Origin of the sequence: Sphingosinicella microcystinivorans, assembly GCF_003634215.1 — a bacterium.
In the GTDB taxonomy this organism is placed as follows: Bacteria; Pseudomonadota; Alphaproteobacteria; order Sphingomonadales; family Sphingomonadaceae; genus Sphingosinicella; species Sphingosinicella microcystinivorans.
Genome location: NZ_RBWX01000007.1, coordinates 1,869,052 through 1,892,941, shown reverse-complemented (window position 1 = coordinate 1,892,941; position 23,890 = coordinate 1,869,052). Strand labels below are relative to the sequence as shown.

The 23,890-nt window shown below is 64.5% G+C and carries 24 protein-coding genes and 2 tRNA genes; 13 read left to right on the top strand and 13 right to left on the bottom strand.

The features are described 5' to 3' along the window. Positions 1-30: 30 nt before the first annotated feature. The 4 genes from DFR51_RS09025 to DFR51_RS19325 are packed head-to-tail and all read left to right on the top strand — an operon-like array spanning position 31 to position 1,315. Positions 31-270: a hypothetical protein gene (locus DFR51_RS09025; protein WP_121049483.1), complete on the top strand. Its 240-nt coding sequence runs from the start codon at positions 31-33 to the stop codon at positions 268-270. A gap of 53 nt (positions 271-323) precedes the next feature. Then, the gene (locus tag DFR51_RS09020; RefSeq protein ID WP_121049480.1) at positions 324-557 is read left to right on the top strand and encodes a type II toxin-antitoxin system ParD family antitoxin; all 234 of its coding nucleotides are present in this window, start codon (positions 324-326) and stop codon (positions 555-557) included. Then, entirely contained in the window at positions 554-883 is a 330-nt protein-coding gene (locus DFR51_RS09015) for a type II toxin-antitoxin system RelE/ParE family toxin (RefSeq protein WP_121049477.1), read from the top strand. Before DFR51_RS09020 ends, DFR51_RS09015 begins: the two co-directional genes overlap by 4 nt. 30 nt (positions 884-913) lie before the next feature. Next, positions 914-1,315 carry a helix-turn-helix domain-containing protein gene (locus DFR51_RS19325; protein WP_243445427.1) on the top strand — a complete coding sequence of 134 codons (402 nt, stop codon included), beginning with the start codon at positions 914-916 and terminating at the stop codon, positions 1,313-1,315. A 63-nt stretch (positions 1,316-1,378) separates the two neighbouring features. On the opposite strand, the gene DFR51_RS09005 is transcribed toward DFR51_RS19325, so the two are convergent. The 7 genes from DFR51_RS09005 to DFR51_RS08975 form a co-directional block, all read right to left on the bottom strand. Next, complete coding sequence (locus tag DFR51_RS09005) at positions 1,379-2,125, bottom strand: DNA -binding domain-containing protein (protein WP_121049474.1); 747 nt, start codon at positions 2,123-2,125, stop codon at positions 1,379-1,381. Between the two features lie 24 nt (positions 2,126-2,149). Then, entirely contained in the window at positions 2,150-3,028 is an 879-nt protein-coding gene (locus DFR51_RS09000; RefSeq protein WP_121049471.1) for a phytanoyl-CoA dioxygenase family protein, read from the bottom strand. 10 nt (positions 3,029-3,038) lie between these two features. Beyond that, the gene (locus tag DFR51_RS08995) at positions 3,039-3,641 is read right to left on the bottom strand and encodes an acyl-homoserine-lactone synthase (protein WP_121049468.1); all 603 of its coding nucleotides are present in this window, start codon (positions 3,639-3,641) and stop codon (positions 3,039-3,041) included. Between the two features lie 60 nt (positions 3,642-3,701). Further along, positions 3,702-4,433, bottom strand: coding sequence for a helix-turn-helix transcriptional regulator (locus DFR51_RS08990; RefSeq protein WP_160119230.1), 732 nt, complete (start codon positions 4,431-4,433; stop codon positions 3,702-3,704). Positions 4,434-4,752: 319 nt separating this feature from the next. Continuing rightward, a complete protein-coding gene (locus tag DFR51_RS08985) occupies positions 4,753-6,093 on the bottom strand; it encodes a tyrosine-type recombinase/integrase (protein ID WP_121050045.1) in 1,341 nt (446 codons plus the stop codon). A gap of 166 nt (positions 6,094-6,259) precedes the next feature. Continuing rightward, positions 6,260-6,351, bottom strand: a tRNA-Ser gene (locus DFR51_RS08980). 38 nt (positions 6,352-6,389) lie between these two features. Further along, the gene (locus DFR51_RS08975; RefSeq protein ID WP_121050041.1) at positions 6,390-7,451 is read right to left on the bottom strand and encodes a mannose-1-phosphate guanylyltransferase/mannose-6-phosphate isomerase; all 1,062 of its coding nucleotides are present in this window, start codon (positions 7,449-7,451) and stop codon (positions 6,390-6,392) included. A gap of 185 nt (positions 7,452-7,636) precedes the next feature. Between DFR51_RS08975 and DFR51_RS08970 the strand changes: the two genes are divergently transcribed. The 8 genes from DFR51_RS08970 to DFR51_RS18785 all read left to right on the top strand — a co-directional run bounded on the left by DFR51_RS08970 (position 7,637) and on the right by DFR51_RS18785 (position 17,080). After that, entirely contained in the window at positions 7,637-9,025 is a 1,389-nt protein-coding gene (locus tag DFR51_RS08970; protein ID WP_121049463.1) for a TIGR03013 family XrtA/PEP-CTERM system glycosyltransferase, read from the top strand. A gap of 4 nt (positions 9,026-9,029) precedes the next feature. Beyond that, positions 9,030-11,111, top strand: a complete 2,082-nt coding sequence (gene prsK / locus DFR51_RS08965; RefSeq protein WP_160119229.1) for an XrtA/PEP-CTERM system histidine kinase PrsK — start codon at positions 9,030-9,032, stop codon at positions 11,109-11,111. Next, positions 11,112-12,467: a PEP-CTERM-box response regulator transcription factor gene (gene prsR, locus DFR51_RS08960; RefSeq protein WP_121049456.1), complete on the top strand. Its 1,356-nt coding sequence runs from the start codon at positions 11,112-11,114 to the stop codon at positions 12,465-12,467. A gap of 78 nt (positions 12,468-12,545) precedes the next feature. Beyond that, complete coding sequence (gene prsT / locus DFR51_RS08955) at positions 12,546-15,353, top strand: XrtA/PEP-CTERM system TPR-repeat protein PrsT (protein WP_121049453.1); 2,808 nt, start codon at positions 12,546-12,548, stop codon at positions 15,351-15,353. Between the two features lie 61 nt (positions 15,354-15,414). Beyond that, positions 15,415-15,491: transfer RNA gene (locus DFR51_RS08950), tRNA-Pro, on the top strand. A 110-nt stretch (positions 15,492-15,601) separates the two neighbouring features. Next, the gene (locus DFR51_RS08945; protein ID WP_121049450.1) at positions 15,602-16,156 is read left to right on the top strand and encodes a glycoside hydrolase family 108 protein; all 555 of its coding nucleotides are present in this window, start codon (positions 15,602-15,604) and stop codon (positions 16,154-16,156) included. A 30-nt stretch (positions 16,157-16,186) separates the two neighbouring features. Beyond that, positions 16,187-16,600, top strand: a complete 414-nt coding sequence (locus DFR51_RS08940; RefSeq protein ID WP_121049447.1) for a holin family protein — start codon at positions 16,187-16,189, stop codon at positions 16,598-16,600. A 162-nt stretch (positions 16,601-16,762) separates the two neighbouring features. Next, positions 16,763-17,080 (top strand): hypothetical protein, encoded by a 318-nt coding sequence (locus tag DFR51_RS18785; protein WP_126494844.1) that lies wholly within the window; start codon positions 16,763-16,765, stop codon positions 17,078-17,080. Here DFR51_RS18785 and DFR51_RS08935 read toward each other — a convergent pair. Continuing rightward, the gene (locus tag DFR51_RS08935; RefSeq protein WP_121049444.1) at positions 17,077-17,670 is read right to left on the bottom strand and encodes a hypothetical protein; all 594 of its coding nucleotides are present in this window, start codon (positions 17,668-17,670) and stop codon (positions 17,077-17,079) included. The genes DFR51_RS18785 and DFR51_RS08935 overlap by 4 nt on opposite strands. Before the next feature lie 143 nt (positions 17,671-17,813). Between DFR51_RS08935 and DFR51_RS08930 the strand changes: the two genes are divergently transcribed. After that, positions 17,814-18,776: a YVTN family beta-propeller repeat protein gene (locus DFR51_RS08930; RefSeq protein ID WP_121049441.1), complete on the top strand. Its 963-nt coding sequence runs from the start codon at positions 17,814-17,816 to the stop codon at positions 18,774-18,776. Positions 18,777-18,831: 55 nt separating this feature from the next. Here the strand turns inward: DFR51_RS08930 and bla are convergent, their stop codons facing one another. The 5 genes from bla to argC form a co-directional block, all read right to left on the bottom strand. After that, positions 18,832-19,716 carry a class A beta-lactamase gene (bla, locus tag DFR51_RS08925; protein ID WP_121049438.1) on the bottom strand — a complete coding sequence of 295 codons (885 nt, stop codon included), beginning with the start codon at positions 19,714-19,716 and terminating at the stop codon, positions 18,832-18,834. Positions 19,717-19,851: 135 nt separating this feature from the next. Beyond that, positions 19,852-21,603: a sensor domain-containing diguanylate cyclase gene (locus tag DFR51_RS08920; RefSeq protein ID WP_160119228.1), complete on the bottom strand. Its 1,752-nt coding sequence runs from the start codon at positions 21,601-21,603 to the stop codon at positions 19,852-19,854. A gap of 123 nt (positions 21,604-21,726) precedes the next feature. Further along, the gene (locus DFR51_RS08915; protein ID WP_121049433.1) at positions 21,727-22,254 is read right to left on the bottom strand and encodes a gamma carbonic anhydrase family protein; all 528 of its coding nucleotides are present in this window, start codon (positions 22,252-22,254) and stop codon (positions 21,727-21,729) included. A 21-nt stretch (positions 22,255-22,275) separates the two neighbouring features. Next, on the bottom strand, positions 22,276-22,815 hold the full coding sequence (locus DFR51_RS08910) for a GNAT family N-acetyltransferase (RefSeq protein WP_121049431.1): 540 nt from the start codon (positions 22,813-22,815) through the stop codon (positions 22,276-22,278). Next, positions 22,812-23,852 (bottom strand): N-acetyl-gamma-glutamyl-phosphate reductase, encoded by a 1,041-nt coding sequence (gene argC / locus DFR51_RS08905; protein WP_121049429.1) that lies wholly within the window; start codon positions 23,850-23,852, stop codon positions 22,812-22,814. The genes DFR51_RS08910 and argC overlap by 4 nt, the downstream gene beginning before the upstream one ends. Positions 23,853-23,890: the final 38 nt, after the last annotated feature.

Sequence of the window (23,890 nt, the reverse complement as noted above, 5' to 3'; positions counted from 1 at the left end):
TCGTGTTCCTACTTTGTTCCACTCGCAGCTATGATCCGAATCGACGATGACACCCTCTCGCGCCATCTCGAAGTGGCTATCTCGGGCGCCGCGCCGGCGATACTCGACGGCCTTGCCGATACCGACCGCTGCCGCCGCCATACGGCGACGGCCGATCTCGCGCGATACCTGACCGAGCGGCTCGGTTGCTTCTACATCCAGGGCGAGGACGCTATCATGCGCCCGGCAGGGCACCCGTCACTGTTCGCCGATCTCGGCCCGCTCGGCTGACGGACTCGTCGCCGACCTTGCCAAATTTTGCCAAAGTCGCTACATAGGCGGACATGAGCACGATGAACATTTCGCTGCCGGACACGCTCAAGAGCTTCGTGGACGAACAGGTCGCGGGCCGCGGCTACGGCACGAGCAGCGAATATGTGCGCGAGCTGATCCGCAAGGACCAGGACCGTCAGCGCCTACGCCGCCTGCTGCTGGACGGCGCCGAGTCGGCGCCGGGCGCCCCGGCGGACGATGCCTATTTCGAGGGGCTGCGCGCGCGGGCACGCCGCGCGGCATGACCGCCAAGCGGGTCGTCCCGCGCGAACAAGCCGACCGCGACGCCGAACGGGCGATCGACCATTATGCGCGCGACGCCGGCGCGGACATCGCGCTCGGCTTCGTCGCTGCACTCGAAGCGGCCTACCGGACGATCAGCGAGCATCCCGGCATCGGCTCGCCGCGCTACGCGCATGAGTTGGACCTGCCGGGGCTGCGCCATCGCCGGCTCGCCCGCTATCCCTGGCTCGTCTTCTATGTCGAGCGCGCCGACCATATCGACGTGTGGCGCGTGCTCGACGCGCGCAGCGATATTCCGGCCTGGCTCGGCGAACCCGAGGACAGCTAGGACGCTTCGCCGCGCCGGGCGCCACGCGTCATGGCGCGCGACCGCGCCGGCATGATCGTCAAGAAGGCGGCATTGCAGGGCGCATTGCCGATCGCGCCAGGAAAAAGGCTGCGTTTCGGACGGCGCATGTCTGTGGACTATTTCCGACAGCGCAAAATATTCAAACGTCCACAGTCGCGCGTGATGACCGGAGTCCGAATAATCCTCGCGCGCAACCTAAAGGCGCTTCGCGAAGTGCGCGATGTTTCACAGGAGAAACTGGCCGCGGTCGCCGGCATCGATCGTAGCTACATCAGCGATCTCGAAAACGAGAAATACGGCCTGTCGATCGACAAGCTCGAGAATCTCGCCGAAGCGCTCGGCGTCGCGGCGTGGGAAATGCTGCATCCCGAAACCGCGGCGAACATCCGCAGCACGCCACCCGCCGACTGAACGGAGCGGACCGAGTCGCGCAAGGGGGCGTAGCTCGCTTTCTCAAGCGCGGGTGATCTGCGCTCAATCCTCGTCGCATCCAAGCCAAGCCACCGGGCCGCGCGCGAGCGCGGCGCGGGCGGTCGCAGCAAGATGCTGGACGCGCAGCCGCCAAGGTCCGGCGGTTATGCGCCAGCCCGGCGCCGACACGTCGATCCCGAACAGGCCGGCGACGATCTCGCGATGGGTCGCGCCCGCCGCAATGGCGTCGTGGACACGCAGCATCGCGATCCAGCGATGCGCGCGGCGCTGGGGCGGATGCAGCGAGCGCGCGAAGCGGCCGTGCCGCGCGAGCGCTGCGAGCTGGCGTAGTGCATGGAGCTGGAGGCCGGCGCTCCGCAGCCCGTCGATGCGCCACGACGGCATCGCGGGGCCGTTCACGAGGCTGCCGCAGACGACATCGAGCCGGATCGAGCGCAAGCCGTCCGACAGAAGCACATGCTCGCCGGCGGCGTCGGCGACGTGCGAGGCGAGCGGCGCGAAGCGCCGAAGGTCGAGCCGATCGCGCGCGGGACCAGGTTCGACCACGGCGCGCAATACGGCGCTATCGACGCCGCGATTCCAAAGCGGCCGCGCCGAGAGGGCGTCGCGGACCGGGTCTTCGAGGCGCAGCAGTCCGAACGGAGCGGGGTCGCCCGCGCCTGCCCATGCTTCGGCATAGGTGGGCGCGCGGCGCAGCCATTCCCAGGCGAAGCAGCGCCGATCGCCCGGCAGGAGCCGCGTGTAGCGCGCGGCATCCTGCCAATCGCCGCCGATGACGGCAGCGGACATGACGCATGGTGTCCCGCGCTCGCCTTAGCCGCCCAGCAGACCGGCGCGCGCGGCCTCCTGTTCGGCGACATAGGCGCTCAGCGCTTCGGCCTGATCGGGCCGGAGCGCATCGGTTGCGGCGCGGTGGTCGTTGGGGTCGCCGCGCAGCAGAAGCGATGGGCACTGGCCTTCGACGTTGCCGAGATTGGGGCGGTGCTGGACATAGCCGACCAGCGCCGCCAGCTCGGGCGGGAAGTGTCGCGCCACGTCGGGCGGATAGACCAGCCACGGGTTCTCGAACGGCTTGAGCCAGCCGAGGCAATAGCTGACGATCAGCCCGCGCCGGGGCAGCGGGGTTCGGTTCTCGCCGCCGCCGTGAAGTGTGCTGCCGAGGAACACGAGCATGTCGCCCGGAAGCATCTCCGCCGATGTCGCCTCGTCGTCGCGCACCGGGGCGCGGCTGGGATGGTGGCTGCCCGGCCAGAGCCGGGTTGCGCCATTGGCCTCGGTGAACGGGGTCAGCGGCCATATGATGTTGATGAGATAGTCGGTCTCGCCTTTGGCGCCGCCCCACATATCTTCGTCGCGGTGCGGATATTGCGAGAGCGCGCCGGGATGAATCTCGACCGCCTGCGTCAGATTGAGCGCGATGCGGTCGCAATGCGGCCCGAGCAGCCGTTCGGCGAGGCCGAGCGCTTGGCGGTGCAGGACGAAGGCGGCAGCATGGGGCGAGCGGGTGAGCAGGCTACCGAAGCGCTTGGTGCGGCGGCCGTAGAAATGGCCGTCGCAGAACGGCGTGGCGGCGAACCGCGCGTCGAGGTCGGCGCTGAGCGCCGAAGCGAGTGCGGGCGCGACGGCGCTGCGGACGATCGTATAGCCGCGATCGGCGAGCGCGCCGGCATGGAGGTCGAGCATGTCCTTCATGGCCCGATCCTCACGCCGCAGCGGCGAGCGTTGCGCCCGCCGCATAGATGCCGGTGCGCGCGAGGCGCGCGGGCGTGTCGGCGTCGATCGCGATGCGGAAGGCGCCGAGCGACATGCCGCCGATCGCGCGGACCGGACCGAGGGGTGCGGCCTCCCAGCCCATTGCAAGGATCGCCTCGCGGAAGCGCGGACGCACCAGGCCGAACAGCGTCTTGATGTCGGCGGCGAGCGCGTGATCGACCATCGCGGTAATCAGGCGGTTGCGGATCGCCAGCCGCTCGGCCGCGCGGTAATGCGCCGGCAGGCAAAGGCGCGTGATCTCGAAGGCGTCGCCGCCGTGCGGAAGCGTGCCGTCCACCAGCTCGGCGAACAGCGCAGCGAGCAGGCACGGCCGGTCGGCGGGCAGCAGGCGCATCGACCCGCGATGCCGCCCGCGCGCGTCGCACTCGGCGATATAGACGGCGTGGTCGCCATCGAATTGGTCGATTTCGTAGCGGCCGGAAACGACGGGCAGGTTCCAGCGCATCAGCTCGATGAACAGCCGGCGACGGTCCTCGAACATCGTGGCGTCGAGCGGACGGGTGAGGCAATAGCCTCGCGAAATGCGGATCATGGTTCGGCTCCCTCGGAACGTGGAGCCGCACAAAAATCACCGGGACGCGGCGAAGTCTGTTCACCCGTATGGGGGAATAGACGGCGCTTCGTCGATCAATCCCAGGCGCACCGCTTCATAGACGAGCTGCCCGCGCTTGATGACGCCGAGCTTGCGGAACGCGGACTTGACGTTGGTGCGAACGGTCTCGAGGCCGATGCCGAGAATGACAGCAATGTCGCGATCGTCCTTGCCGTGGGCGATCCAGTAAATGCACTCGCGCTCACGGTCGTTGATATGCGGCACCGGGTCGGGAAGCGTGGTGAGCCCGATAAGACGCCGCGCCGCATCGAAGGCGAGCCGCCCGATCGCGTCGGCGATAAACTGGCGCTCCTGACCGATTCTGCGCGTCGAGCGGGTTGCAAAGCTGATCGAGCCTTCGGGCTCGCCGGGTATGTTGGTGGGAACGGTGTAACCTTGCCGGATGCCGTGGCGCTGCCCGTCGTCGAGAATGATGCGTTCGACATTGGTCAGCCGCGCCCTGGCGAGCGCGTCCGCCCACAGGAAGCCGCTGACGTGGCGGCGCGAGAGGTTCAGAATCGGATCGATGATCTTCTGCCCGCGCGCGACAAGCCGCCGGTCCCATCCCATCGGGTAGTTGTCGTGGCGGATATAGCGGGCCGATCGCCGTATCAGGCTGCGGCTATGCAACGCCGCGAGCAGCTCGAACCCGAGTTCGCGTCCGGCATCTTCGGTCGTCGTCCACAGCGTTGCCCAATCCTCCACGGCCGAAACGACATCGCGAAAATCCACAATCAGGCGCGGCAACCGTATAAGGCAGCCGCGCACATATCACCGGGGGTCGTGCGGCCGGTTGGGCGGGATCAACGGGCGGACGAAGCCGCAAGATTCGACAACAAGTATCGAAATGGACTGTGGACTATTTCCTACAGTAATACTGTTGATCGAGGGGCGCATTTTTCTGATCCTGCTTACCCCTGTCAGGACTAACGATGCGCTCGGCGAGAAAATCCGTTGGATTAACTATAAGGAATCACGTCAGTTCACTAAGCCAGCTCCTCGCGGGGCGAGGGGCTGGCTTGGTTGATACTGCTCTGTTGCTGTCGGGACGTTAGGCCGCCCTTCGCAGCGCTGGAAATCGGAAGTCCGTCGAGACGGGCTCCGGCACGCGCCGCCGCGAATGGTCGCTCGTCACCTTCGACGGCCGCTCGACAAGCGCGAGCGGGGCCGGCAGGTCTTTGGTCAGCATATCGGCCCACGCCTTCGCCAGCTCGCGCCGACGCGGCATGTAGGCCGCGCGGTTATAGGCGCCTTCGACCTTCTCTTTGGGAACATGGGCGAGCATCAGGTCGATGATCTTGCGATCATGCTCCTTGCCCTCCCGCTCGGACCACTCGTTCATGATCGTCGAGAAAGCTGCGCGGAACCCATGCGGCACATGATGGCCGTGGTAGCCGGCCCGGTTGAGCAGATAGCCGAGGGCGTTCTCGCTCATGGGTCGATGGGTGTGCCGGTTGCCGGGGAACAGCAGGTCGCCGTTTCCGGTGAGCGGCCATAGCGCCCGCAGCACGGCGAGGCATTGCGGCGGCAAGGGAACGAGATGGTCACCGTCGATTTCCTCCTTGCGGTCGAGGTCGCCCTTCATCCGCGAGGCGGGAATCCGCCATAGCGGCTTGGGGCCGTTCAATTCCTCGAACTCGTCCCATCGCGCGCCGCGCAGCTCGCTCGGCCGGACGACGGTAAGCGCGAGGAAGCGCAAGGCAAGGCGGGTGATCGGCCGGGCATAGTCTTCCTCGGCATCGGCGATCATCTTGCTGAGCCGCGCAAGGTCGGTGATGGCGGGCTGCCGCCCCCGCCGCAGCGGCTTCAAGGCGGCACCAAGCTTCTCGGCGGGATCGGCCTGGGCCATGCCCTTCGCGATGGCATAGACGAACACCGCGGAGATTCGCTGGCGCACGCGCTTGGCGGTTTCGATCGAACCGCGGTCCTCGATGGCTTTGAGAAGCTCGTAAACCTTCGGCGCCGTCAGCTCCGAAACCGGCAAGGCGCCGATGCTCGGGAAGGTATCGCGTTCGAGGCTGCGAAGCACATCATCGGCGTGGACCGCCGCCCACTGTGGCTTGTAGATTTCATGCCACTCGCGCGCGACGCGCTCGAACGTGTTGCGGCCCGCTTCGATGTTGGCCTCAACCTTGAGCTTCTTGACCACAGCGGGATCGCGGCCCTCGACGAGCTGCGCCCGCGCTTCGTTGCGCTTGGCGCGGGCATCGGCGATGCTGACCAACGGGTAGATACCGAAGTGCATCGTCTTCTGCTTGCCGTCGTAGGCATAGCTCCATTTCCAGAGCTTCGAGCCGTTCGGCTTCACCAAGAGATAGAGCCTGTGGCTGTCAGTCAGCTTGTAGGGCTTGTCGCGCTCCTTCGCAGCGCGGATTTTTGCATCGTTCAACATGTTCGTCTCCGGGACCACGTTTTCCAGAACCGGGACCACGCCGCCGAGCCACGCCGAACGGCGGAGGCTTACGAACGGCTGTGGACGAGCCGGACCGCAAAGCGTCGGTTTTCCGGGAAAAACGTCAATCTCGGTGGACTGATACGAACCCCTGCGAAGGGGCCGGTGGCGGAGACGGAGGGATTCGAACCCTCGGTACGGGTTACCCCGTACGGCGGTTTAGCAAACCGCTGGTTTCAGCCGCTCACCCACGTCTCCAGCCGAAGGCGCGGCTATAGCGAAGCCGTTCGCCGCGTTCAACTCATGTTGTGACGGCCATTCGCCTTTAACGTGTCGATGATGCGTTTCACGTCCTGTGCACGGTCGTTTGCGACGACGAGCACGGCGTCGCCCGTGGCGATGATGGTGATGTTCGAGACACCGATGGCAGCGACAAGCGGGCCTTCGCTGCGGATAAGGCAATCGTCTGTGTCGAGCGCGATGACGTCGCCGCCTACGGCATTGCCGCCCTCATCTCGGGGAAGCTGTTCGAGGAGCGTGTTGAAGGCGCCGATATCCGACCAGCCCATCTCTACGGGAACGACGGCTACGCGCTCGGCTTTCTCCATCACGGCATAATCGATGCTGTCTGATGGAGAGGCGAGGAAGCTTTCGCGGTCAGGACGCAGGACTGCGCCCTCCGTGGTGGCTCCCGCTACCGACTGGCGCACCGCCGCCTCGATGCCCGGCGCATGGCGGCGCAGCTCGGCAAGGAAGCTGCCCGCGCGAAGCAGGAAGATTCCGGCGTTCCAGCAGAAACGACCGGTTTCGAGATAGGCCTTCGCTGTTTCCAGCGGCGGTTTTTCGACGAAACGCGCAACGCGATGCACGCCGTCCGCTATGGATTCGGCGGTTTCGATGTAGCCATAGCCGGTTTCGGGGCGATCGGGCGTGATGCCGAAGGTGACGAGCCAGCCTTCTTTCGCGAGGGGCTCAGCGCACGCGATCGCAGCGCGAAAGGCCTCGACATCATTAATGATGTGGTCGGAAGGCATGACGAGCATAAGCTCATCCTCTGGAAGCATGACCGCTGCAAGCGCCACAGCGGGCGCCGTGTTCCGACCCGCAGGCTCCAGAACAATTGCGTGCGGGGCGACGCCGATCTCGGCGAGTTGCGCCTCGATCTCGGCGAGATGCGCCTCCCCGGCGACGATCAGCGGCGCTTTGAAGCCATTTTCAGCAGGTGCGCGCCGCGCTGCCGACTGGATCAGCGTTTCAGAACCAAGAAGCCGCAGCAGCTGCTTTGGCGTCGCATTGCGCGACAGCGGCCACAGGCGGGTTCCTGCACCTCCGGAAAGGATAACGGGCGTGGTTTGCACTTTGTTCACCGCCTTGCTCTACCTGCACAGCCCTTAGGTTCGGGTTAAGGCATCCACAAGCGGTGCCGAACTCGGTCCGGCGCATCGGCGCCATAAATCCGTCGCTGGCGTATGCCTAGCAAGCTATTGTAAACTGTCGGCAAAGCAGGGGGATAGTTGAAGCCTATGAGCAGGGGTGGCGGCGTTTGATCCGACTTTTTAACCATTATCTTCCGCGTCCGTTGCTCATCCTCGGCCTTGTCGAGATCGTGCTGATCTATCTTTCGGCGCAGGCTGCGTGGCTTTTCCGCACGCAGCAGATCGACATGGACCCGGGCGGCATCGTGGAGCGCGCGCCGCAATTCGCGCTGTATGCGCTCACCGTGTACCTCGTGATGCTCGGCATCGGCGCTTATCAGATGGACTGTTTCCGGTCTCTGCGCATGGCGATGAGCCGGCTTGCCGTGGCCATGTTGGTAAGCATCACGGCCATTTCGGTGATCCTGTTCTTCTTCCCGGATGTCGATCTTTGGCGTTCGGTCGTCCTCTATGCCATCGCGCTCACGTTCGTCGTGATCTTCGCGTGGCGGGTCATCATGTCGCGGATCGTGAAGTGGAAGAGCTTCCGTTTTCGGGTTCTGATCATCGGTGCCGGCCAGCGCGGCGCACGGCTTGCACGCGCCGCCGAAGCGCCCGATTCGAATTTTACCGCCGCGGGCGTGGTGCGCCTTACCGACAACGGGAATGCAATCGACAACGCCATGCCCATCGATTCGGTGCCTTCGCTTGTCGATCTGTGTGAGCAGCTTCGCATCGATGAGGTCGTGCTGGCGCTCGATGAACGGCGCGGTGCGGCGCCGAGCGAAAAGCTGCTGGAGGTGAAGCTGGCAGGTTTTCCGGTCTCGGAGATCAGCAGTTTCCTCGAACGGCAAACGGGACGCGTCGACCTGCGCTCGATCTCGCCCTCATGGCTGATCTACTCGGACGGCTTTCTGGGCGCTGAGCCGCTTTCCATCATGCTGAAGCGGCTGTTTGACATCACGGCAAGCCTGGCCTTGCTCGTGCTGGCCTCTCCCATCCTCATCGTAGCGGCGCTCGCGGTGAAGCTGACCAGCCGGGGCGACATCTTTTACCGGCAGGAGCGGGTGGGGCAGTTCGGCAAAACCTTCAACGTCGTGAAGTTCCGTTCGATGGTGGCGGACGCCGAGAAGGACGGGAAAGCGCAGTGGGCAAAATCCGGCGATCCGCGTGTGACGCCGGTTGGCCGTATCCTGCGAGCGAGCCGAATCGACGAAATTCCGCAGATTTACAATGTGCTTACCGGCGACATGAGCTTCGTGGGGCCGCGCCCGGAAAGGCCGGTGTTCGTGGAGGAACTGGCCGCGGAAATCCCATACTACCGGGAACGCCATATCGTGAAACCGGGCATCACCGGATGGGCGCAGCTGAACTACCCCTACGGCGCAAGTGTGATGGATGCGCGCCACAAGCTCGAATACGATCTGTATTACATCAAGAACTACAGCCTGTTTCTCGACCTGCTCATCCTGATCCAGACCGTTCGTGTCGTCGTCTGGCAGGACGGGGTACGCTAGAGCCGTGCCCCCCTACAGCGATGTCAGCGCCTTCAGCCACAGTGTGGCGGCGATCGGCTATCTGCTGCTCGCCGGGCTGCTGATTTATCGCCGGCTGCAGTCGCGCGCGGACCTGTGGCTGGTTGGCGCGTCACTGGCGATGGCAGTGTGGGCGGTCCTCGTCGTCCTCGTTCCGGTCTTCGACCCAGGCTATTCGGTGCTTGTCTCAATCGCTGAAACGTTACGTTCGGCGGCATGGGCCGGTTTTGCAGCGGTTCTCGTTATCAGCAATTGGCAGGATACGGCGCACAACCCCTCCCGCAGCGTACTTGTCGCACTTGCCGCGGTCGTGGCGCTGCAACTGGCAGGTGACGTCTGGAGCCTTGTGCAGGGCGCCGCCGTGCCGGGGTGGCTGCAGTATTTCTATACGATGGGGCGGCTTGCCGTCGCTATCGGCGGGTTGGTGCTGACCCACAATGTCTACGTGAACTCCGCGCCCGCGAACCGCTGGAGCATCCGTCTACTCTGCATCGCGCTTGCCGGAATCTTCGCTTACGACCTCAATCTTTACACGCTGTTCCTTCTCGACCCGGCGATGGGGCCGGACCTCGTGGAGGTCCGCGGCCTCGTGAATGCGTTCGTGGTGCCGCTCATCTACCTGTCTGCAGCACGCAACCGCGGGCTGAAACTGCAGGTTTCGCGGCAGGCGGCGTTCCATACGCTGTCGCTCGGCGCGATCGGCTTCTATCTGGTGCTCATGTCGCTCGCAGGCTACGGCCTGCGACTGGTGGGCGGGGATTGGGGGCGGCTGCTCCAGATCAGCTTCATCTTCGCGGCGGCGGTGCTCGCAGCGGTCATCTTGTTCTCAGGCCGTGCGCGGGCTTGGCTGCGCGTCCAGATCAACAAGCATTTCTTCGCCTACAAGTACGACTACCGGCAGGAATGGCTGCGGTTCGTGAACACCGTCTCCAGCTCGGGGCCGGGACTTGGCGAGCTTCACATGCGCGTCGTTCAGGCAGCCTGCGAGCCCGTGGATTCGCCGGGCGGCGCGCTGTTCATCGGGGCGGAGGATGACAGCTTCGTGCACCTTGCCCGCTGGAACTATCGGACCCTGCAGCCGGGACGGATCGAAGGTGCCGCCCGTCTCAAGGCGCATTTTGAAGCGAGCGGTCGTGTACTCGACATCGAGGAACACCGGGACGGACGCGAAAGTACGGCGCTGAAGCTGCCGCAATGGCTGGTCGAAGATCCGCAGGCGTGGCTGATCGTGCCGCTCATTCATATCGACGAGGCGATCGGCTTCATACTCATCGAGCGGCCACTTACCCAGCGCGAGCTCAACTGGGAGGATTTCGACATTCTCCGCACCGTGGGACGGCAGGCGGCGAGCTACGTCGCCGAGGCCGCGGCCCTCGCGAAGATCGCGGAATCACGCAAGTTCGACGAGTTCAATCGCCGTTTCGCCTTCATCATGCACGATCTCAAGAATCTCGTGAGTCAGTTGAGCCTCGTCGCGCGCAATGCAGAGCGCCACGCGGAGAACCCCGAGTTCCGGGCGGATATGATTGCGACGCTGCAAGGCTCGGTCGCCAAGATGAACGACCTGCTGGCGCGGCTTTCGCAGCAAAGCGTGCAGGCGGCACCTTCCGGGGGCACATTCGATGTTTGCTCGGCTGTGGAAGCGGTCGCGAATACGGCCCGGCGTTCTTGGCCCGGCGTGACAGTCGATCGCTGCGCGCAGGATGTCGTGGTGAACGGTACCGCAGAGCGTTTCGAGCAGGTGCTGACCCATCTTGTGCAGAACGCAGTCGATGCAAGTGAACCGGGAACGCCGGTGACGATAGCGGTCGAACCGGGTGACATCGTGCGCGTGAGTGTGCGCGACCGGGGCCGGGGCATGAGCGCCGACTTCATTCGTGAAGAGCTTTTCACCCCCTTCAAGTCGACCAAATCCGGGGGGTTTGGTATAGGCGCGTTCGAGGCGCGGGAAATGACACGGGACATGGGCGGCAAACTCCTGGTCGAGAGCGAACCGGGTGTAGGGAGCTGCTTTACGATCGAGCTGCCGGCTGCTGAGGCGCGGCCGGCGAACATGCAGGAAGGCTGAATGGCGAACAAAACGGCACCGAAACTGCTGGTTGTCGAAGACGACGAAGGGCTGCAGCGGCAGCTCAAGTGGTCTTACGAGGACTATGAGGTGATCTGTGCGGGCGATCGCCGCACCGCCATCGAACTTCTGCGCGCTCACGAGCCGGCGGTGGTTACGCTTGACCTGGGCTTGCCACCGGACCCCGACGGAACCAGCGAAGGTTTCGCGACGCTTCAGGAAATCCTGGCCCTGAAGCCCGATACCAAGGTCATCGTCGCCTCCGGTCACGGCGCGCGCGAAAGCGCCCTGCGAGCGATCGCGCTCGGCGCCTATGATTTCTATCAGAAGCCAGTGGACATCGATCAGCTCGGTCTGATCGTGCAGCGGGCGTTCCACCTCCACGAGATCGAGACGGAAAACCGTCAGCTCGCCGAACGCGACGGTCACGAGGCGCTCGGCGGCCTCATCACCAGCTCAGACAGTATGCTGCGTGTCTGCCGCATGATCGAGCGTGTCGCCAACACCGACGTTTCGGTCATGCTGCTCGGCGCGAGCGGCACCGGCAAGGAAGTGCTGGCGCGCGGGCTGCATGACAGCTCTGGACGCAAGGGCGCGCCGTTCGTTGCGATCAACTGCGCCGCTATTCCCGAAAACCTCCTGGAAGCCGAGCTGTTCGGCTACGAGAAGGGGGCGTTTACGGGCGCAGTGAAGACCACCGAGGGTAAAATCGAACTTGCCGAGGGCGGCACGCTGTTCCTCGACGAGGTGGGCGACATTCCGCTTCCGCTGCAGGTGAAACTGCTCCGTTTCCTGCAGGAACGCGTGATCGAGCGCATCGGCGGCCGCAAGACGATCCCCGTCGATGTCCGCATTGTCTGCGCGACGCACCAGAACCTCGAAGCGATGATTGCCGAGGGCGCCTTCCGCGAAGACCTCTGGTACCGGCTGGCCGAGGTCGTCATCAAAATTCCCCCGCTTGCCGAGCGACAGGGCGACGCCGTGCTGCTTTCCCACCATTTCTTGCGCAAGTATGCCCGCGACATGAAGCGTCCGGTGAAGGGCTTCAATGCCGATGCGCTGGCTGCGATCGAAGCGTGGAAATGGCCGGGGAATGTGCGCGAGCTGGAAAATCGCATGAAACGGGCCGTCATCATGGCGGACGCAAGCCGGCTTTCGGCTGCCGATCTGGACCTCGCTGAAGTCGAGGATGATGATTTCCTGAATCTTCGGTCCGCGCGCGAGCGGGCGGACCGAAACGCCATTCGCATGGCGCTGGCGCGTACCGAGTCCAATGTGTCGAACGCGGCCAAGCTGCTCGGTGTAAGCCGGCCGACACTGTATGATCTTCTAAAGCAATATAATATTGAGACCTGACGGTCATAATGCTGTGGATCACACAAAAAGGTCGCAAGCGGCCACGGCAAGTTGAACCGTCCTACTGAGGATAAAAAGATGTTGAACAAGACCTTCTTAAAGCTTGCGGCTGCGACCCTTGCGCTTGCAGCGCCCATCGGCGTTGCGGTCTCTCCCGCCCACGCCGACGCGCGCAGCGAATCGAATGATGCCTATGTCCAGGGGTTCCGTCTCTTTCAGGCCGGCGATTACCGGGGCGCGCGCATCCAGCTCATGAAGGCGCTTAAGGCGAACCCCAACAACGGGCTCGCACGGCTGCTTCAAGCGCGCGTCGCGCTGGAATTTGGTTCCGGCATTCAAGCGCAGACGGAGCTGGAGCGCGCCATGCAGGCGGGCATCCCGTCGGCCAAGGTTCGCCACCTCCGTGCGCACGCGCTGGTGTTGCAGCGCAAGTTCGGCGAGGCGATGGATCTGCTCGATGCCCGGACGATCGAGCCCCAGTTCGCAGCCTACGCGGCGCGGCTGCGCGGTCAGATCCTGACGCAGCAACGCAATCTTCCGGAAGCCCGCGCCGAGTTCGAGCGGGCCCTCCGGATCGCGCCGAAAGATACGGAAACGCTGGTCGATACGGCGCGCTTCTATGCGTCCGACGGCAAGCTGAAGGAGGCTTCCGCGCTTGCCGATCAGGTGCTTGCCGTGAAACCTACGAACGTAAAGGGCCTGATGCTGAAAGGCGATCTCGTGCGCCGTTCGCAGGGCCTTGAACCATCGCTCACCTATTTCAATCGCGCTCTTGAGGTTGATCCCAACAACATCGAGGCGCTGCTAGAGCGCGCTGCCACGCTTGGCGACCTCAAGCGCGAAGATCAGGCACGCGCTGATCTCAAGCGCATCAACGGACTGGTGCCGGATCACCCGCTCGCACTCTATCTGGAGGCCGTCCTGGAGACCCGCGCCGGCCAGTACGAGAAGGCGCGCCAGTTGATGACGCGCACCAAGAGCCTGCTTTCGAACTATGTGCCGGCACTGATGCTGCAGGGTATGCTCGCCTATCAGGCGAACGACGTGGCGCAGGCCACCGATTACTTCGGCAAGGTCGTCGGTGCGTCGCCGCAGAGCGTGCTTGCCCGCAAGCTTTATGCAGCCTCGCAGCTCAAGGCCAACGATACCCGCGGCGCGATCGAGACGCTGAAGCCGATCGTTGATTCGGGGAGTGCCGATGGCCGGACCTACGCGCTTTACGGCGCGGCTTTCGCGCGCGAAGGCAAGATGGCCGAAGCGCAGCAGTACCTGCAAAAGGCTGTCACTGAAGCACCGAAAGCGGGCGAGCTGAAAACCCAGCTGGCCATGACGCAGCTTCTGCAGGGCAATGCCGAGTCCGCCGAAGAAGGGCTGATGGACGTCCTGAAGGACGACAGCAAGTCGCTCCAGGCGCTGATGGTGCTGACGCTGATCCAGATTCGCGACCGCGAGTTCGACAAGGCGCTCGTGACCAGCAACCGGATCATCACGCTCTATCCGAACCTGCCGGTTGGCTACAACATCCGCGGCGGCGCGGAGCTTGGCCTTGGACAGACCAAGAAGGCCGAAGCCAGCTTCCGCACGGCGCTGGAGAAAAAGTCCGACTACACCGAGGCTCGGCGCAACCTCGCGCAGGTGCTGATCGCGACGAACCGCATTCCCGAGGGCGAGCGCGAGCTGAAGCAGCTGCTCGAATACAACAAGCGCGATGGCCGTGCGCTGACGCTGCTCGCCGTGACGGCGGCGCGGCGCGGCGATGCGACGGCGCGTGTCGAATGGTTGCGTCAGGCGGCTGCGATCGATGCCAAGCAGCTTGGCCCGCGCATCCAGCTTGCCGACGCTTACCTCGATACGAACCAGAACAAGCGTGCGCTCGACGAGGTCGCGTCCATCCTGCGCGACTTCCCCGAACAGCCGCAGGCTCTGCTGGCAGCGGCGCGCGTGTATGAGGCGGCGGGCCAGAAGAACCAGGTCGAATCGGTTCTGAACCGGCTCGTGACGGCGCAGCCCGACAGTCCGCAGCCGCGGGTGATGCTGGCCCGCGCGCAGGAAGCGAACAAGAAGGTGGCGGCAGCGCGCGCAACCTATCAGCGTATCCTGACCATGCCGCGCGTCGACCCGACGCCGGTCTACTCCGAGCTCGTCTTCCTCGAAGCGCGGCAGAACGACTGGAACGCTGCGAAGCAGTGGGCAGAGCGTCTTCGCAAGCAGGCGCCCAAGGAGAACTACGCCGACCTCGCGCTCGGCCGTGCTTACCTCGGGCGGAACCAGGCCGCGGCGGCGATCCCGTATCTGGAGGCGGCGCGGAAAACGAAGTTCAACCTCGCGGCGGCGCGCGCGCTGTCTCAGGCCTATGTGCAGACCGGCAAGCCTGCTCAGGCCGTGACCATGATGCAGGCCTATCAGAAGGCCAACCCGCGCGATGCCATCGCGCTGGCTGCGATCGCCGAACTGCAGATGCAGCAGCGGCAGTACAAGGCGGCCATCGCCAACTACGAGGCGCTGCGCAAACTGCCCAATGCCGATCAGAGCGTGACCGTGCTCAACAACCTTGCCTGGGCTTACGCCATGTCGGGCGACAAGCGCGCGCTCGCGACGGCGAAGCAGGCGTATGCGGTGGGGCCGAACGTGCCGGCGGTGCAGGACACGTATGGCTGGCTGCTGATCCGCAACAAGGGCGACCGGAAGCTGGCGCTGAGCCTGCTGCAGAAAGCGGCGGCGGGTTCGCCGGAGGACCCGGACGTACGCTTCCACCTCGCGGTCGCCTATACGATGAACGGCCAGCGCGGCAAGGCGGTGGAGGCGCTGGAAACGGCGCTGAAGTCTCCGAAGTTCGACAGCCGCCCGGCCGCGCAGAAGCTGCTGACGAGCCTGAAGGGCAGCTAGGCAGAAACCGGCGGGCAAGGCTTGCCTTTGCCCGCCAAGGCCCTTAAGTGCGGGCCACGGTCGGAGCGTAGCGCAGCCTGGTAGCGCATCACACTGGGGGTGTGGGGGTCGCAGGTTCGAATCCTGTCGCTCCGACCAGCTTTTCCCGAAGTAGACAAAGTTAACCGTCGCGAGCCGGTTTCGTGATAGGATTTGACAAATAGGAACCATATGGGTTCGTTCTGCTGCCCAAGAGCAGGAGAGCCCACATGGCATCCATCGACGATCTCATAGAAATGCTGCTGCGCCGCGAAGGCGGCTATATCGACCATCCGGACGACCGGGGCGGCCCCACCAATTTCGGCATCACGCAGGCCACGGCGCGGGCGGCGGGCTTCGGCGGCGCGATGCGGGAGCTGCCGCGCAATACGGCGGCGGACATCTACCGGAAACGCTATTGGCACGAGACCGGCTTTGACCGCGTGAACGCGCTCGCCCCGCGCATCGCCGCCGAGCTTTTCGATACGGGCGTCAACATGGGGCCCGCCGTTGCCACCGGCTTCCTCCAGCGCGCGCTGAATGCGCTCAACCGCCGCGAACGCGACTGGCCGGACATCCCCGGCAGCCGCCGGATCGACACGGCAACGCTCTCCGCCCTGAAAGCCCTTGTCGCCGTGCGCGGCAAGGCGGGAGAAACCGTGCTGCTCCGCGCGCTCGAAGCGCTGCAGGGCGCCCGCTACATCGAACTCGCCGAAGCGCGGCCCGCGAACGAAAGCTTCGTCTACGGCTGGCTCGCCGGCCGCATCGGCGACTTCCACGCCTGACAGCCCTCCGCCCGGACAGAAAGGACCCTCATGTCACTCGTTGACGGCATCATCGCGCCGGTCGCCAAGCTGCTCGACCGCATCATCCCCGACAAGGAAGCGCGCGAACGCGCCAAGCTGGAGCTGATCCAGCTGGAAGACAGCCACGAACTGAAACTGATCGAGGCGCGCATGTCCGCGATCATCGCGGAGGCGAACGCGGCGGACCCGTGGACGAGCCGCGCGCGCCCGAGCTTCCTCTACGTGATGTACGTGCTGCTGCTCTGGTCCATCCCCATGGGCCTCATCGCCGCCGCCGACCCTGCGACGGCCAAGGCGATCGGGCAGGGGATGGGCGCCTACCTCGAAGCGATCCCCGAGCCGCTCTACATGCTCTTCGGCACCGGCTACCTCGGCTACACGGCGGCGCGGAGCTGGGGGAAGGCGAAGGGGGCGGATCGGTAGGGGCTAACGCATCGATGAGCATCGCAGCGTAGGTCTCAAAGTTACCTGGAAGATAAAATTAGATGTTATGCAAATTTGCTCTGAACCGAACTTCGCTTCAATTTATCTCTTGCCTTCCAGATTGATTCTGTGAAGCTTTCTTCACAATAGGGAGGAAGTGAAATGCCGAGCAAGTCGAATAGGTCAACAGAACATGAAATATCTTTTGCGGTTCTTCAATATTTGGCGACCATACCACATGGAGAAGCTGCAATCGATGAGATTAAAGCGCATCTACCGAAATTCATTAAATTTACAGACGCAGATATGGAGGTATCCACTACACGGCGCAATGAGATGATGTGGGAGCAGCAGGTAAGAAACATCGTGAGTCACAGATCGGTTGATGGAAATTTCATCGGCGATGGGTTGCTTTCCTATTCACCCGGCAGATTGGCGATAACGGAAAGCGGTCGAAACTACCTTGCACGCATGGCTTAGCTATAAAGTGCTTTGTAACCCGGTTTGAACCATTTCAGTTCAGTGCTGCTATTGGCATCCTTGTCCCATACAAACCAAGCGTATGCCGTAGTGCCCGTACCTTTTTGAACTGCGCCAGCCGGGTAAAAAGTGATCCGCTCGCTGAACACCCACACTCGCGCGGGTGGAGCCTCTGTAAATATCGTGCGCTGACGGTTCGCACCTTCCAGAAACGCAAGGCGAAGCAACAGAGCAAATTTCTTACCTGCACGCTCCAAGCCAGCTCGAACAAACCCTTCGGCTGCATTGTATGGAGGGTTGGTTATGATGTTCGGCGCCTTTCGCCAGCTATCAAGAAAGTCGTGATCGGCCTCGCCATACCCTCGATTGTAGAGGTCGGAGCTGATTACTTTGTTGCCTGTGGTTTCGAGAACCTCTGACATTGTGCCGTCACCGCAGGCACACTCCCATATGTCCCCGCTAAAATCCTCATTGTCTATGAGAGCGTGAGTGGCCCATGCGGGGGTTGGGAAAAAGTCCGGTCCGTCCAGATCGGCGAATCGCTTGAGCGTCGGCTTATACCCACCGTTGAGGTTATATGTCGTATCCATTAAAAAAATATAGCAGAATCATGCACTTAGTCAACGTCAGTTAAGCGATTCAAAAAAATCAATAAATAGAAAAAGCGTGTAATACAGGAGGTGACCTCCTGCCCCAACGACGCCAATATGCCCCGAAACATCGGGAGAGCTTCATGCGTACCATTCTTACCGCCGCGCTGCTGATTGCGGCGCTTCCGGCTTCGGCCGAGACGCTCATTGTGGGGAACAAGGGCGAGGATACGGTGAGTTTCATCGATCTGGCGAGCGGGAAGGAGCTGGCGCGCTCGGCGAGGGGGGCCAATCCGCATGAGGTGGCGCTTTCGCCGGATGGGACGCGGGCGGCAGTGGTGAATTATGGGGGTGCGGCGATCGATGTTTATGCGGTGCCGGGCGGTGAGCGGCTGGCGACGTGGGACATCGGGCCGAATTCGCGGCCGCATGGGCTGCTTTGGCTCGCGGATGGCCGGCTGGTGGCGACCGCCGAGGCTTCGAAGACGCTGGTGGTGATCGACGGCAAGGACGGCCGCGTGCTGCAATCGATCCCGACCGAGGCGGAAGGGTCGCACATGGTGGCGGTGCACCCGACACGGCCGCGCGCCTATACGGCGAACCTGAAAAGCGGCAGCGCGAGCGTGATCGATCTGGAGAGCGGGCGCACGGTTGCGCATCTGCCCGCAGGGCGCGAGGCGGAGGGGATCGCGATCACGCCGGACGGCAAAGAGGTGTGGATCTCCAGCCGGGGATCGAACGAGGTGCATGTTTACGACACGGCGACGGACACGCTCGTGCGGCGCATCGAGACGGGGCCGTTTCCGCTGCGCATCGCGATCAGCCCGGACGGGAAACAGGCCGTGACCTCTGAACTGCAGGCGGGTGCGCTTGGCGTTTACAGCGTGGCGACGGGCGAGCACGAACGCACGATCCCGGTGAGCGGGAAAGGCGAGGCGATGCAGGTGACGATCCTGTTCCGACCGGACGGCAAGCGGCTCTACGTCGCGGAGACCGGCCCGGCGACGGTCGCGGAACTCGAATGGCCGAGCGGCAAGGTGCTGCGGCGCTTTCCCGTGGGCGTGAACGGAGACGGGCTCGGCTGGTCTCCGGTAGGCGCGAAGTAACGTTCCCTCTGCCACGTCGCCTGCGCCCGCGCATGTGCCTGCGGGCGCCGCGCGGCTAGGACGCGTGCCAGGCGGCGATGAGGCCGCCGAGCGCGGCGTGCGCTGCGTTGAGATCGGCGAGGGGGGCTTTCGACCCATCCATGTAGATCGCGGCGATGAGCGGGGCTGAGGCTTTCGGCGGCCAGAGGATCGCGATGACGTTGACGGCGCCGTTCATGCCTGTGCCGGTCTTGTCGCCGACACGCCAGTCTACCGGGAGGCCCGCGCGCAGCCGATCCCGCCCCGTGGGCGAGGCGACCATCCAGCCGGTGAGGCGGTCGCGCGCGGCCTGCGGCAGAACGGCATCGGAGACCAGCAGCCTTTCAAGCGTGGCGGCCATGGCGCGCGGCGTGGTGGTGTCGCGCGGATCGCCGGGGGTGTTGGCGTTGAGCGTCGGCTCGGTGCGATCGAGGCGCGTTTCGGTGTCGCCGATGCCGCGCAGCCAGCGCGTGAATCCGGCGGGGCCGCCGACAAGGGGCAGCAGCAGGTTCGCCGCCGTGTTGTCGCTGAGCTCCACAATGGCGGCGCACAGGTCCTCTATGCTCATCGCGCCCTCACTGACGTGGCGCTTGGTGACGGGCGCATATTCAAGGAGGTCGCCCGCCGTGTAGGGGATGCGGCGATCAAGGCGGAACTCCCCGGCCTCGCCGCCCGCGAGCACGGCCGCGGCGAGCGGCGCCTTGAAGGTGGAGGCCATGGCGAAGCGCTCGTCCGCCCGGTGCGCGATCGCGCGGCGGCTGCCGGTGTCGCGGACGAAAAAGCCGATGCGGCCGCCGGAGCGGGCCTCGATCTCTTCGAGGCGGCGCAGGGTTTCGCTCGCGGCGCGGGCGGGCATGCCTGTGGCAAGCACAGTCGCGCCGATACCGGCGAGGGCGAAACGGCGGGTGTAGCGGGCGGTCATGATGCGGGATTCCTCAACGGTCTGGACCGCCGATCATTCAAGGACCGGCGCGGGCATTGCAAGCCGGCTGCGGTGAATGCGTGGTCAGCCGTTACCGGGCCAGCCCAATGCGGCGGCTCTGCGGGGTTCGTGCGCTCAGGCGGCGATCTGCAGGCAGTTTCGTCCGTTGTGCTTGGCGGCATAGAGCGCGCTGTCCGCATTTTCGAGCGCGGCCTCGATGGCGCCAGCGGGACCTGGGACGAGCGCGGCGAGGCCGAAGCTGGCGGTAAGCTGAATGCTCTTTCCCGGCGCGATTGGAATGTGGTTCTGTTCGATTTCGGCGCGAAGCCGCTCGCACACGGTGGCCGCGTCGTTGAGATCGGCCTCGACGAGCGCGATGGCGAACTCCTCTCCGCCGATGCGGCCCACGATATCGCCGACGCGCACCTCTGCCTTCAGAATGCTCGCAACGCGGCTGAGCGCGAGGTCGCCCGCGGCGTGACCGTACTGATCGTTGATGCGCTTGAAGAAATCGATGTCCACCATGGCGATGGTGGTGGGCTTGACGGGGCCTACCTTGTCGGTGAGCGCGATATTGAGCTTCTGGAGGAAGCCGCGCCGGTTCAGCACGCTGGTGAGCGCATCGGTCTGCGCCGCTTCCATCAGGCGCTCCTCGATGGATTTCCGGTGGCCGACCTCGCGAATGGCGCTGACGACGCCGGCGGTCGTGCCGTCTGCGCGGCGGATGACGCGCGTGCGCGTTTCGAACCACGCGAGCTCGCCGTTCGCGCGCCGGGCGCGGTATTCGACGGTGAAGGTCTTGTTCGGCTCCTCGAGCGCTTCGAGGTGGACGGCGCGCACCCTTTCCACCCACGGGCCGTCGACGAGGCTGAGCGCGTTTTTACCGATCAGCTCTTCGGGCTCGTAGCCCGCGACCTCGCGCACGGATTCCGACGCAAGGCGGATGCGTCCTTCGATGTCGAGGTTGAGAAGGACGTCGCTGGTGTTGTCCAGAAGCAGTTGAAGCGCGGCGGCGTGATCCTGAATATGCTCCGTCAGCGTATCGCGCTGCCTGAGGATCGCGGCGACGGGCAGGGCGATCGCGAACTGGAACGCGATGTAGAACTGCAGGAACTGGAACCTGACCGCATCTTCCGTGTGCATCAGCGAGAGGGGGCCGCTGTTCAGCGCCGTCTGCACGCCCGCGATCACCGCGACGATCGCGACGGACGCAGCCGCCCCCGACCGGCCCAGCACGAAGGTCGCCATGAGGACCGGCAGCAGGGGCAGGAACAACAGCGGATAGTCATTCTGCGAGAACACGCCGAGCGCTGTGACGGTGACGAGGAGCAACAGGCCCGCGGCCCGCACCTTTGCCGCGGTGGTCTGCTTGCGGAGCAGTGAATCCCCCAGGAACGGGAGGAGGATCAACGGAGTCGCCATGATCGTGCCGAGACCATGGCCGGCGAACCAATCGAGCCAGGACCCGACGAAGCTCCGCCCGAATGCGGCCGATGCCGTCGCCGCGCCGATGAAGCCGCTGATCGCCGGGCCGATGATGCCCGCGCTGACGATGAAGATGAAAACCGCGCGCGCCGAATCGAAAGGGTCGCGGCGGATATTGCTGTGTCTCAGAATCTCCGCGACGATCCAGGCTTCCGCGACGTTCGCGCTCGCAAAGAAGAACGCGGCTTCCGGAACCGGGCTGACGGTGATCGACGCGGCGAGGCTCGCGATGAACGTACCCACGGCGGGGATGATCCACAGGCGGTGCGGCGTCAGCAGAAACGCTGTCAGCAGCACGGCGTTCGCAATCCACATGAGGGCGAGGCCGCCGCTCAGGCGGGTCGCAAGGATCGCCGCCGCCGCAAACACGAAATACGCCAGGCCCGTAATGAGCCCGCTCACCCAAGGTGCGCGTCCAACCATGCGGAAATGGTAGGAGGAAAATAGTTAACAGGATTCTGAAGGGGCGGGCGTTTCTTGCCCGATTTCATGGTTTTGCGATGAACCGAAGCCTGGTGCCGCGCCTCAGGGCTTCACGACCGGCAGATTGGTGTGCGCCTTCGCCAGCCGTGCGTAGTGCTTCGGGCCTTCGCGGTTTCCGGCGATTTCCTCGGGCGAGAGATCGCGCACGTACTTGGCGGGGCGGCCCGCCCACATCTGGCCCGAAGGGATGCGCTTGCCCGGCGTGAGCATGGCGCCCGCCGCGAGCATCGCGTCGCTTTCGATGACGCAGCCGTCCATCACGATGGCGCCGAGCCCGACGAAGGCGTGGTCGTGCAGCGTGCAGCCATGGACGATCGCGGTGTGGCCGATCAGGCAGTGGTTGCCGATCGTCGTGTCGAACGTGCCGCCGGAAATGTGGATGACGGTGCCGTCCTGAACGTTGGTGCCTTCGCCGATGGTGATGGAGCCGACATCACCGCGCACGACGCAATTGTACCAAACGCTGGAGCCCGCGCCGATCTTCACATTGCCGATCACCTGCGCGCCGGGAGCGATGAAAACATCTTCGGCGATCTCGGGCACGATGCCCTCGAAGCTGTAAACCGGCATTCGTGTCCTTCCTTTTGGGGATCAATCCCAGGCGCGCGAGCGGGAATAGGTGATGATGCGCGTTTCCTTGCCGCCCGTGGTGGCGGAGGTTTCGTAGAAATCGAGCTCGGGCTTGCGGCGCATCCGCAAGCGGTCCATCAGCCCCCAGCTGCGCGTGTTTTCCGACATGGTAATCGCGATGATGCGCTCGACATCCAGATTGGCGAAGCCCCAGTCGAAGCTTGCGTAGGCGGCTTCCTTCGCGAAGCCCTGGCCCCAGCAATCGTGCCGGAAACGCCAGCCGATCTCGATCTCGCCGTCAACGGGCGTGCCGGGCTTTTCGCAGACGAGAAGCCCGCAAAAGCCGATGAACGAGAAGTCCGACTTGCGCTCCACCGCCCAGAAGCAGTGGCCGCGCTCTTTCTCGCTCTTGATCATGCGCTCCATCGCCGCGTCGGCGTCCGCCGCGCTGCGGGGGCCGCCGAGATGCTCCATGACGCGCTTGTCGGCGCAGAGCATGCGGAACGGCAGACGATCGGACTCGCGCCACGGGCGAAGCTTCAGACGTTCGGTAACGATCATGGGAACAGCGGCGCCTGCAGAAGTCCGGCAGTTTCGGGAAGACCGAACATGAGGTTCATGTTCTGGATCGCCTGACCGGACGAGCCCTTCACGAGGTTGTCGATCGCCACGATCACGATGGCGCGGCCGGGGATGCGATCCTCGAACACGTTCATCACGCAGTGGTTGGAGCCGCGCACCATGCGCGTCGACGGGCCCTTGCCTTCGGGGAGCAGATGCACGAACGGCGCGGCGGCATAGCGGTGGCCGAGCGCTGCCCGCAGGTCCGCCACGGTCTTGCCGGGCATCAGCTCGACCGTGATGGTTTCAAGCTCGCCGCGGTTCATCGGCACGAGATGCGGCGTGAAGCTGATGGTGACGGGGCCGTTCGCGCGCTTCGAAAGCTCCTGCTCGATCTCCGGCATGTGGCGGTGGCGGCCGATGCCGTAGGGGTGCACGGCCTCCGCGACCTCTGTGAAGAGGTTCGCTTCCTTGAGACTGCGGCCCGCGCCGGAAACACCTGAAAGCGCGTTGATCGTGATGCGCTCGTGGCCGACGAGGCCGGCTTCGAAGAGCGGGAGCAGCGCGAGCAGCGCCGCCGTGGGATAGCAGCCCGGGCAGGCGGCGATGCGCGCGGCGGGCAGAAGATCGGCGGCAAATTCGGTGAGGCCGTAGATCGCATCGGGCAGAAGCTCCGGCGCGGGATGTTCGTTGCCGTACCAATCCGCATAGGTCTGCGCGTCGTTCAGCCGGAAATCCGCCGACAGATCGATGATGCGCGGGCCGATGAGCGTCGAGAGCAGCTCGGCGGAGGCGGCGTGCGGCAGGCAGCCGAACACGGCGTCTATGCCCGCCCAATCAATCTCATCAGCGCGGACGAGGCCGGGGAGCGGTACGTGGGCGAAGTGCGGCCACACGTCCGCCATCGCCTGACCCGCCTTCGCATTGGCGCTGAGCGCGACGATTTCGATATTGGGATGCGTGAGTGCGAGGCGAACGAGATCGGCGCCGGTGTACCCCGACGCTCCAAGCACGGCGATGCGGACTTTCTGCGACATGGCGCGGGGCTTAGCGGATATGCCGAGGGGATTCCAGC

What these genes read in the sequence shown, in the direction of transcription:
- DFR51_RS09025 (WP_121049483.1), top strand. Translation starts at nt 31, where the DNA reads ATGATCCGAATCGACGATGACACCCTCTCGCGCCATCTCGAAGTGGCT.
- DFR51_RS09020 (WP_121049480.1), top strand. Translation starts at nt 324, where the DNA reads ATGAGCACGATGAACATTTCGCTGCCGGACACGCTCAAGAGCTTCGTG.
- DFR51_RS09015 (WP_121049477.1), top strand. Translation starts at nt 554, where the DNA reads ATGACCGCCAAGCGGGTCGTCCCGCGCGAACAAGCCGACCGCGACGCC.
- DFR51_RS19325 (WP_243445427.1), top strand. Translation starts at nt 914, where the DNA reads ATGGCGCGCGACCGCGCCGGCATGATCGTCAAGAAGGCGGCATTGCAG.
- DFR51_RS09005 (WP_121049474.1), bottom strand. Translation starts at nt 2,125, where the DNA reads ATGTCCGCTGCCGTCATCGGCGGCGATTGGCAGGATGCCGCGCGCTAC.
- DFR51_RS09000 (WP_121049471.1), bottom strand. Translation starts at nt 3,028, where the DNA reads ATGAAGGACATGCTCGACCTCCATGCCGGCGCGCTCGCCGATCGCGGC.
- DFR51_RS08995 (WP_121049468.1), bottom strand. Translation starts at nt 3,641, where the DNA reads ATGATCCGCATTTCGCGAGGCTATTGCCTCACCCGTCCGCTCGACGCC.
- DFR51_RS08985 (WP_121050045.1), bottom strand. Translation starts at nt 6,093, where the DNA reads ATGTTGAACGATGCAAAAATCCGCGCTGCGAAGGAGCGCGACAAGCCC.
- prsR (WP_121049456.1), top strand. Translation starts at nt 11,112, where the DNA reads ATGGCGAACAAAACGGCACCGAAACTGCTGGTTGTCGAAGACGACGAA.
- prsT (WP_121049453.1), top strand. Translation starts at nt 12,546, where the DNA reads ATGTTGAACAAGACCTTCTTAAAGCTTGCGGCTGCGACCCTTGCGCTT.
- DFR51_RS08945 (WP_121049450.1), top strand. Translation starts at nt 15,602, where the DNA reads ATGGCATCCATCGACGATCTCATAGAAATGCTGCTGCGCCGCGAAGGC.
- DFR51_RS08940 (WP_121049447.1), top strand. Translation starts at nt 16,187, where the DNA reads ATGTCACTCGTTGACGGCATCATCGCGCCGGTCGCCAAGCTGCTCGAC.
- DFR51_RS18785 (WP_126494844.1), top strand. Translation starts at nt 16,763, where the DNA reads ATGCCGAGCAAGTCGAATAGGTCAACAGAACATGAAATATCTTTTGCG.
- DFR51_RS08935 (WP_121049444.1), bottom strand. Translation starts at nt 17,670, where the DNA reads ATGGATACGACATATAACCTCAACGGTGGGTATAAGCCGACGCTCAAG.
- DFR51_RS08930 (WP_121049441.1), top strand. Translation starts at nt 17,814, where the DNA reads ATGCGTACCATTCTTACCGCCGCGCTGCTGATTGCGGCGCTTCCGGCT.
- bla (WP_121049438.1), bottom strand. Translation starts at nt 19,716, where the DNA reads ATGACCGCCCGCTACACCCGCCGTTTCGCCCTCGCCGGTATCGGCGCG.
- DFR51_RS08915 (WP_121049433.1), bottom strand. Translation starts at nt 22,254, where the DNA reads ATGCCGGTTTACAGCTTCGAGGGCATCGTGCCCGAGATCGCCGAAGAT.
- DFR51_RS08910 (WP_121049431.1), bottom strand. Translation starts at nt 22,815, where the DNA reads ATGATCGTTACCGAACGTCTGAAGCTTCGCCCGTGGCGCGAGTCCGAT.
- argC (WP_121049429.1), bottom strand. Translation starts at nt 23,852, where the DNA reads ATGTCGCAGAAAGTCCGCATCGCCGTGCTTGGAGCGTCGGGGTACACC.